The organism is Nostoc sp. NMS8 (assembly GCF_017115045.1).
GTDB lineage: Bacteria > Cyanobacteriota > Cyanobacteriia > Cyanobacteriales > Nostocaceae > Nostoc.
Genome location: NZ_JABXKK010000035.1, coordinates 144,125 through 150,917, shown reverse-complemented (window position 1 = coordinate 150,917; position 6,793 = coordinate 144,125). Strand labels below are relative to the sequence as shown.

Here is a 6,793-nt window from a genome sequence, read left to right as displayed (position 1 = left end):
CTCAGGGCATTGCCGAGATTGTAGTAAGCAGTAGCATCGTTGGGGTTGAGTTGAATTGCTTTTTGGTAGGCGGCAACTGCTGCATCTAATTTCTTCTGGTCACTCAGGGCATTGCCGAGATTGTAGTAAGCAGTAGCATCGTTGGGGTTGAGTTGAATTGCTTTTTGGTAGGCGGCAACTGCTGCATCTAATTTCTTCTGGTCACTCAGGGCAATGCCTAGACCATTGTAAGCAGTAGCAAAGTTAGGGTTGAGTTGCAAGGCTTTCTTGTGAAATGCGATCGCCTCTTCTTGTTTCCCTTGAGCATTTAGCACATTCCCTATACCCACGTAAGCTTCAGCATCATTAGGATTGAGTTGTAACGCTTTCTGGTGCGCTGCTAAGGCTGCATCTAATTTTCCTTGCCGCCGCAAAGCATTCCCCAAATTGTTATAAGCTTTGCCATTATTGGGTTCAACTTGTAAAACTTGACGCCAAATCATCTCTGCTTGGGAGTTGTTACCCACTGTTTCGGCAGCGTCATCTTGTTTAAATAGCTGTTCTATATTGTTTTGAGCAACTACAAGCTGGGGTGTTGTAGCCAGAGATAGAATTAACAATAAATTAGTAAATATACGGTTGTGCATATTAATGCAAATACTTTAATAGATTTTATCAGGAGTCACGGAAAACTCGCCAAAAACCGGATGAATCTTTAATACATACTCATAAATGAGGCTTTGAACTCCATTAATGAGTCTTTGAACTCCGTGAACGGGGTTTGTAGTTGAATTTAATATAGACCTAACCCCAAGACTCAAAGCCTCTCTCCTTTTAGTAAAGAGGTTTGGAGAGAGGTCAAAATTTATTAAATACAAAAGCGATCGCTTAAATTATTCTTCCCATGCGATCGCTCTAGTTAAAAATATTTGTAGGTTGAGCTGCTATAACCTGCTATTGCTCTTGACTTCCTGTACAAGAGGCTCTATTTGATAGCTGTTAATTTTCTCTCTAGGTCAAATAAAAAGCCGTGGATATATTCTTCAGTCCATTCAGCACCGTAAAAGCGTTTAAACATCCCTCGTGCTGGGTCTTTTTCAGCCCGATATCTCAAATATCGCAGTTGGGCTTGCTCAATGGCTTCTAAATTTTGGGAATCTGTTATGGGTTCTGCTTGCTCCACGAAATCTAGATAAGCTTTCAAATAGTCTTTGAAAGCGGCAAACACCTGAGTTTCTACTACAGTCGTTTCTTGGGGACGAGTCCATAAAAAAGCGGGAGAGAAGAAGGGCTGTGCTTCTTCTGGGAAATCTCCTCCCCAAGATAAATGCTGTTGATGGGCGTGAAAAATGGGCAGAATCGGTTCAGTATATTTTGCCTGATATGCTGAATCATCACGAAATAAGGGCTGCATATCCAAAGCAATGAGATGTCCACCTGGCAATGTTACCAAATCCGCTCCAAAAAAGGGTAAATCGTAGTTAAGGTGGGGGAAAATTACAAAATTCAGTACTTGCAACGAATTGCCACCTTGTACGTGAGCTGCGCGAATCTGCCGTAATTTTGTGGTTTGAAAAGCATAACTGGTGGTGACAACCTCTTCTTCGTTCTTTCCCTTGCCCACAACAGCACTCTTGGATTCAAATCCAGCCGGAATAGGATAAGGTTGTAAATCCAAGCGCGATCGCATATAGGCGATTGCATAATCAATAAATGGCTGATACAGTGTCACGTTGCTTCGCTCCAATTCAAAATTCAAAATTCAAAAACTTCTGCCTTCTGCCTCCTCTTTCCCAATGCCCCATGCCCAATTCCCAATGCCCAACGATAGTCATCTTTTGCCGACAGCAACCGCTAAAGGAACAGCATCTTCAAATAAGAATTCATGGAGAAAGCACTCTGCCCATTCATGGCCAAAGTAGCTGCTAAACAAACCAGATGCAGGATCGCGGTCTGCACTATATTGGTCATAGTCTTTTTGGGCTTTGACAATCCGCTGGATATCTTCTGGATCTTCAAGCGGTTGGGCATCTGCTAGCATTTGCCAATACAAGTTTAAATAATCTTGAAAAGCTTCAAAGACTCGCGTTGCAACTGTTTCTGGGTCTGTTTTGGCAAACAATAGGTACTTAGAAAAATACTGATTGGCATCATAAAACTTCATTTCTAAGTTTTGCGCCAAATCCGGGTATTTATCGTGGAGAGATTTTAGCGGAACGATATATTTGTTTTGATAATCTTCATCCTGAAACAAAGGCTGAAAATCAAGCACAATCAGGTTTTTGACTTTACCAAAGGATAAAAAATCAATCCCTAACAGAGGTAGATCGTAGTTATGACTCGGATAAACTACGCTGTTAAAAATTTGGGCACTCTCCCCGGCATCAATATAGGTATAGCGAATTTTCCGCAACTCTTGACATTGGTAACACCAACTGCGAATAGTTGCTGGGTTTCTGCCGCGATCGCTAACTTTGAATTCCAAACCAGGGGGAATGACCCTACTTTGTAAATCAAACCGCTGAAATAGCTCTTTTTCTAAAAATTGCAGGAAAGGCTTATACATGGAGCATGATTTGTTAACCCTTGCATGAAAATAAGTTATGGCAATCATGCACGTCTCATTTATGAGAAACAAAGCAACATTCCTTAATAGGGGATTGGGCATGGAGAAGAGGCGGAGGGGCGGGGTGCGGGGAGCAGGGGGAAAACTCTTCTCCCTTGCTAAGGAATAAGAATTAAATAACATGCAATTTCTGTCCCTGGTTTACCTTACCCTCAATCCCTCTCCTTATAAAAGAGAGTGGAGCTAGAGACAGGATGAGGTTTTGCATCTTATTTAATCCACGTTCCTAAGAGTTCCCTTGCTTTTTCATCCCCCATGCCCAATGCCCAATGCCCTACCTAGTATGATTCCGACTGATCATTTGCTCCAAGGCTTCTTGAGAAATACAACGACGCTCAGAACAATAAGTCATCAAGTTGACTCCGTTCATCATTCGTACTGTACTGACCCTGACACGAAAATCATCCGTAACAAACCAACAACGTTCCTGACCTTGATTATTGTCATAGTCAGTATCAATGGTCAGCACTCCATCATCGGCAAACCGATACCGACTCACAACCGGGATGCTCTCAACATAGCCCTGGTTGCGGATCAGTTTTCCAAAACGCCTCGTTTCGTCGGGAACATCAACCAAAATGGCGGCATTATCAGTATTTGGGAGCCTGGTATCCAGATTAGCCTGCCATGAAAAGCTAGCACCGCCTGTTGCTTTCGTAGGGTCTATTCCTTGGGCTATACAAACTTCTTGGACTTTTGGATCATCCTTTTCTAGGACTTTAACGATCAAATTCGACTCGCCCGATTCATCCGCCGCCGAGTCAAAATGATGAACGGAACGTTCCGTAAACCATGTACCCTCACTTTTACGGAAGAATTCGATCATTGCCAAGGGCGGTATTATATGCATCTATTTTGAAACCTCGTTTTATCAAATTTTGGCGTTATTAAATACTGAGTGATGAGATGGAGTCGCGATTTAGCTAAAGTGTAGAATAACTCCAAAAGTTATATTTTAATCAGCTGATGACAAATAGTGAAATTCAACTTATTACAAGCGTTCGCCCCAGTCCAACTCCAGAAATCTTAACAGCCCTCCAAGCCGGAATTGCTGTAGATTGGGTAGATTTGCACCAATTCAACCTAAGAGAAGTCGATTTACAAAAAGCTAACTTGAGTAAAGCCAAGCTATTAGGAGCCGATCTCAGTGGGTTGGTTTTGAGTCATGCCGATTTGAGTCGGGCAGATTTGCGAGGTGCGAATCTGCGAGGAGCCGATTTAAGTGGGGCTGATTTGCAGGGAGCCTATTTAAACCGTGCCGATCTTCAACAAGCAAATCTCAGTGGCGCAAATTTGGAGGGAGCCAAACTCCAAGTAGCGCGTTATGATTCACAAACGAAATGGCCCCCAGAATATAATTACAAAGCTTCTGGAGCGGTAGGCCCGAGTGCTAATCTCAATGGTGCTTTTCTAAATACAGCTTCTTTAAGAAATGCAGATTTACAAGGTGCTAATCTGCGTGGAGCCTATCTGAGTGGTGCTGACTTGACAGGAGCTAATTTGCAAGATGCCTATCTGAGTGGGGCTGACTTGACGAAAGCTTATTTGACAGGGGCTTGCTTGCGAAATGCTCGATTGACTGGAGCCGATTTGCGGGATACAGACTTGCGAGCAACTGACCTCAGTGATGCAGAGATGGAGCATCTTCAAAGTATCGCTGGGGCAGATTTTACTCTTGCCCAAGGACTGACAGAAGCAACTAGAGGAATGCTGTCCAGCCGTCCATATTCAGAACTCGACGTTTGGAACGCTTACACGCGCAAAACAACTCGTGAGAGTTTGAGTACTTAAGCAAACTGAGTACTTAGAGAGTGCTGGGTTCCAAGTCCTGAGTCGAATTCAGGAGTGCTGTTAACGGACACATACAGCACCTTTTAGGCACTCAGCACTTTTTATAAAGGCTGCCAGTTTTTTTTCAGGAGCGCTAAAAATGTAGCGTATTTGACTTGTGTGTAAACTGTAGTCCGCTACCAGAGAGAATTGTCCTGCCCCCTGCCCCCTTCAATTTGGCAACAAGTCTTCTAAAGCAGCGCCAACAACTCGGTGATCCTCATCCTGTCTGAGTTGGCTCAGGGCTATTTTTGCTTTCGGCTCGTCAAATCGTTTGAGGGCATAGCTAACTCGCACACGCATCCGCCAAGATTCAGCATTCACTAACGTTAGTATTTGGGATAATGCCGCAGTATGTTGGCTAGAATTAGCTAGTAAGCCGAGTGCATCCACAGAAGATTCTTGAGCGGTAAAATCTTCATCTTTTAAACCCTGAATGCAGATATCAAATAGTTCTTCAGGGCAATCCATTTCAGCGATCGCGGCCAAAATGCTCCGCCGCACTAGCCAGTGGTCATCCTGATAAAATGCTAGAACTAGATGAGAAACTGCGACTCTGCCAAATAGCGATAAAGAATTTGCCGCCTCTGCTCGCACGTTGGGAGTATCATCAAATTTCATAATTTGCATCAAAGCCGCAAAAGATTCCGCTGATTGTTGATTACCCAAACCCCTGGCTACAAAAGAACGCACCAAAAATTCTGAGTCATGAAGTTTACTCGTGAGCAGAGGAACTGCAACTTCTGATTCATAATTATCGAGGGCCGCGATCGCCTTCAGACGAAATTGAAAATCTGGGTTCTTCAGTTCAGCTTGGATTTGATGGATTTCCATAGGTGCATTTACTACAGCTATTCTTTACTTTATTTTACAGATGCCACCAAATGGCGATCGCATTCTTAAGAAGATTGAACCAAGGGCATTGGGCATTGAAAAGAGGCAGAGGGGCAGGGTGCGGGGTGCGGAGGGGAAAATTCTTCTCCCTGCTCCCTTGCTTCTCCCCCCAGCCCCAATCAAATACTAAAAAAAAGCTGAAATTTTTCTAAAGTATTATTTAACTTCATAAATTTTAATAAATATAGCTTCATCATCGTATCAGAATATATAAAGTCAAACAATGCAAAAACTAAAAATCATCAAGATTAATAAGGGTTTAAAGTCTTTATGGCTTCCCCTTTGTCAGAATGATATAAAGTTTTTTTACATTTTCTGAAGATCCTTCTCATAAAATTTAGTTGTTAACTGGGAGATAGTTTAAATCGCTTTCAGACCAGCATCACGGTTAGAAATCACTCTGTTTGAAGATACTGATTCTATTGATTGTGGTCAAATTGCTCTATGGAAATGGGGAAGGGGGATTTGGTAAGACTATTTGAGGTTTGATAAATTCCACCGTCAGTTGTCATATACGAAGATATTTAACGCATTTTTACTAACTAAAGTTTTACAAAAGCTAGTCAGTAGCAAAAATAACTGACAACTGAAGGGAAATTCCACCTCTCTAAGGGGTAGGATGCTCGGAAATTTAATTAGCATTTTTCAGGAGATAATTCAATGTCACTTTGGGCAATTGATTCACCTAATGTTGAACTACGTCCGAACACCAGCGAAAGTGAATTACAAACACTAATTCGGGCAGTTTATAAACAGGTTTTGGGCAATGCTCACTTATTGGATGAGCGACTAGCTACAGCAGAATCGCAATTGCGCGATCGCAAAATCAGCGTCCGTGAATTCGTTAACACCGTTGCCAAATCAGAGCTTTATCAATCCCTGTTTTTCAGTTCTTCTTCTCAGTATAGGTTCATTGAACTAAACTTCAAACACCTGCTAGGCCGTCCTCCTGCCGATCAAGCAGAAATTTCTGAACATGTCCGCATCTACAACGAACAGGGCTATGATGCTGAGATCGAATCCTATATCGATAGCGAAGAGTATCAGAAGAGTTTTGGCGAGAATATTGTTCCTTATGTTCGTAGCACTAGCTCCCAAATTGGAATTAAGAATGTTACCTTTAACCGCACCTTTACCTTACTGAGAGGAGTAGCTAGCAGCGACAGCGCTCGCAAAGCTAAACTGATCAGCGATGTTGGTTCAAATCTACCCACATCCATCAAGGCTCCTGCTGCTGGTTCTAGTGTAAACAGCACCAGCAAACGTTTCTTGATTAAGGCAGTCAAAGGTTCAGCAAATCCCCCTACCCGTCTGGGCAAGCTGGAATATGTAGTTAACTACAATCAACTGTCTGGGCAAGTGCAAAACATTCATCGGACAGGCGGCAAAATTATCAGTATCACTGAAGTTGCTTAAATAGAGGACTGGGGACTGGGGACTGGGGACTGGGGGGAAAATAATAAC

At 42.7% G+C, this 6,793-nt stretch carries 7 protein-coding genes; 2 read left to right on the top strand and 5 right to left on the bottom strand.

The features are described 5' to 3' along the window. The 4 genes from HWQ39_RS05510 to HWQ39_RS05495 all read right to left on the bottom strand — a co-directional run. A partial coding sequence (locus tag HWQ39_RS05510; RefSeq protein WP_292842413.1) for a tetratricopeptide repeat protein occupies positions 1-626 on the bottom strand: 626 nt, incomplete at its 3' end. 338 nt (positions 627-964) lie between these two features. Continuing rightward, positions 965-1,711, bottom strand: coding sequence for a phycoerythrobilin:ferredoxin oxidoreductase (locus HWQ39_RS05505; RefSeq protein ID WP_366932226.1), 747 nt, complete (start codon positions 1,709-1,711; stop codon positions 965-967). A gap of 99 nt (positions 1,712-1,810) precedes the next feature. Then, a complete protein-coding gene (locus HWQ39_RS05500) occupies positions 1,811-2,545 on the bottom strand; it encodes a 15,16-dihydrobiliverdin:ferredoxin oxidoreductase (RefSeq protein WP_292842409.1) in 735 nt (244 codons plus the stop codon). A 334-nt stretch (positions 2,546-2,879) separates the two neighbouring features. Next, the gene (locus HWQ39_RS05495; protein ID WP_292842407.1) at positions 2,880-3,455 is read right to left on the bottom strand and encodes a phycobiliprotein lyase; all 576 of its coding nucleotides are present in this window, start codon (positions 3,453-3,455) and stop codon (positions 2,880-2,882) included. A gap of 116 nt (positions 3,456-3,571) precedes the next feature. On the opposite strand from HWQ39_RS05495, the gene HWQ39_RS05490 reads away from it, so the two are divergent. Next, complete coding sequence (locus HWQ39_RS05490; RefSeq protein WP_292842405.1) at positions 3,572-4,396, top strand: pentapeptide repeat-containing protein; 825 nt, start codon at positions 3,572-3,574, stop codon at positions 4,394-4,396. A gap of 210 nt (positions 4,397-4,606) precedes the next feature. On the opposite strand, the gene HWQ39_RS05485 is transcribed toward HWQ39_RS05490, so the two are convergent. Further along, the gene (locus HWQ39_RS05485; protein ID WP_292842403.1) at positions 4,607-5,269 is read right to left on the bottom strand and encodes a HEAT repeat domain-containing protein; all 663 of its coding nucleotides are present in this window, start codon (positions 5,267-5,269) and stop codon (positions 4,607-4,609) included. Between the two features lie 720 nt (positions 5,270-5,989). Here HWQ39_RS05485 and HWQ39_RS05480 point away from each other — a divergent pair. After that, positions 5,990-6,745 (top strand): phycobilisome rod-core linker polypeptide, encoded by a 756-nt coding sequence (locus HWQ39_RS05480; protein ID WP_292842401.1) that lies wholly within the window; start codon positions 5,990-5,992, stop codon positions 6,743-6,745. Positions 6,746-6,793: the final 48 nt, after the last annotated feature.

Excerpts from the sequence above, each read along its gene's own strand:
- HWQ39_RS05490 (WP_292842405.1), top strand. The coding sequence starts at position 3,572 with ATGACAAATAGTGAAATTCAACTTATTACAAGCGTTCGCCCCAGTCCA.
- HWQ39_RS05495 (WP_292842407.1), bottom strand. The coding sequence starts at position 3,455 with ATGCATATAATACCGCCCTTGGCAATGATCGAATTCTTCCGTAAAAGT.
- HWQ39_RS05485 (WP_292842403.1), bottom strand. The coding sequence starts at position 5,269 with ATGGAAATCCATCAAATCCAAGCTGAACTGAAGAACCCAGATTTTCAA.
- HWQ39_RS05500 (WP_292842409.1), bottom strand. The coding sequence starts at position 2,545 with ATGTATAAGCCTTTCCTGCAATTTTTAGAAAAAGAGCTATTTCAGCGG.
- HWQ39_RS05480 (WP_292842401.1), top strand. The coding sequence starts at position 5,990 with ATGTCACTTTGGGCAATTGATTCACCTAATGTTGAACTACGTCCGAAC.